The sequence below is a fragment of the Streptomyces sp. NPDC058291 genome (assembly GCF_042880855.1).
In the GTDB taxonomy this organism is placed as follows: domain Bacteria; phylum Actinomycetota; class Actinomycetes; order Streptomycetales; family Streptomycetaceae; genus Streptomyces.
The window spans coordinates 1-1,753 of the sequence record NZ_JBHVYK010000029.1 but is presented as its reverse complement, the minus strand read 5'-3'; the positions used below and the strand labels follow the sequence as shown (position 1 = coordinate 1,753).

Sequence of the window (1,753 nt, the reverse complement as noted above, 5' to 3'; positions counted from 1 at the left end):
CGTCGGCTGCGTCATTTGTGTATAAGAGACTGCGCCTGTGCTGGCCCGGCCGCGGGACCAGATCGCCGGCCTGCCGGCCGGCGAGGGCGCCCCCGGCGCCGTCGCCGTCAACTCCGACCTCGGAGCGGCGCAGACGGAGGCCGCCTGGGAGGCGGTGCACCGGGGCGAGGCCCGGTTCGTGTACCTGTCGCCGGAACAACTGGCCAAGGACGAGGTGGTGGAACGGCTGGCCGAGGCGCGTCCCGCCCTGTTCGTCGTCGACGAGGCCCAGTGCGTGTCCTCGTGGGGCCATGACTTCCGCCCCGACTACCTGCGCCTGGAACAGGCGGTGCGCCGCCTGGGGCGACCACCGGTGCTGGCCATGACCGCGACCGCCGCGGCGCCGGTGCGCAGGGAGATCGCCGAGCGGCTGGGCATGCAGCGGCCGCGGCTGATGGTGACCGGCTTCGACCGGCCGAACATCAGGCTCGAAGCCCGCCGCTTCGTGGACGAGGGCGACCGTCGCCGAGCCGTGCTGGAACGGGCCGCCGCCGAACCCAAGCCGGGCATCGTCTACGCCGCCACCCGCAAGGACACCGAGTTCTACGCCGGGGAACTGGCCGGCCTGGGACTGGCCGCCGAGAGCTACCACGCCGGACTGCGCGCCTCCGAACGCGCCCGGATCCACGACGCCTTCCTGTCCGGCGCGGCCGACGTCGTGGTCGCGACCTCGGCGTTCGGCATGGGCATCGACAAGGAGGACGTACGGTTCGTCCTGCACGCCTCGCTGCCGGGTTCCCTGGACGCCTACCACCAGGAGATCGGCCGCTGCGGCAGGGACGGGCGTGCGGCCCTCGCCGTGCTGCACCACCGGTCCGAGGACACCGGCATGCAGACCTACTTCGCCGGCCGCACCGCCGGCCGCGGCACCCTCGCCGAGGTGGCCGAAGCGGTCCATGAACACCGCCGGGACCCCGTCGGCCTGGAGGAGCTGCGGCAGGAGACGGGCTTGTCCAGGAACCGGGTCACCGCGGCGGTGAACCTGCTGGAGGAGGCCGACGCCGTCACCACCGGCGAGGACGGCGAGGTGCGTCCGGCCCCCGGCGTGTCGCCGGACCGGGCGACGGAGCGGGCCGCGCGAACCGCGCAGGCGCACCGCCGGAGCGACCGCTCACGCGTCGACATGGCCCGGGCGTACGCCGAGACGACCGGCTGCAGGCGCGACTTCCTGCTCGGCTACTTCGGCGAGGAGTACACGGCGCCGTGCGGGAACTGCGACCGGTGCGAGGAGGACCCGGAGAACGGCCGCGAGGAGCAGCCCGCCCACCCGGCCGCGGCCGCCTATCCCGTGGGCGCCGAGGTACGGCACGAGCAGTGGGGCGACGGCACGGTGCTCAGCGGACACGGGGACCGCATCACCGTTCTCTTCGACCACGCCGGCTACCGCACGCTGTCCCTCGAAACGCTGGCCGCCCGGGACGACCTGCTCACGGTGGCGCGCCGGCCGGGCGAGGGCCGCGCGGCGACGTGAGCGCGGCGCGGACGCGGCGCGGACGGGGCGGGGACCGCTCGGCGGGGCGGGCCCGGTCGCCGACGAACTGCGGAGCGCAGACGGCGCATCGCGCCACGGGGCCGCGGCCCCGGTGAGGTCGACGACGGCGGCTGGGGCTTCGGCGGCGAGGTCCTGACCGCCGCCGTGCTCAACGGCGACGCCTGACCCCCGTCCCCGGTGGGGCCCCGAGGTGGGGTCCCACAGGGCGGGGGTGGCCCCCAC

General features: G+C 75.4%; 1 protein-coding gene. It reads left to right on the top strand.

The window, feature by feature from the left end:
• Positions 1–37 precede the first annotated feature (37 nt).
• Positions 38–1,510 carry a RecQ family ATP-dependent DNA helicase gene (locus ACFVYK_RS17010; RefSeq protein WP_389774229.1) on the top strand — a complete coding sequence of 491 codons (1,473 nt, stop codon included), beginning with the start codon at positions 38–40 and terminating at the stop codon, positions 1,508–1,510.
• Positions 1,511–1,753 lie beyond the last annotated feature (243 nt).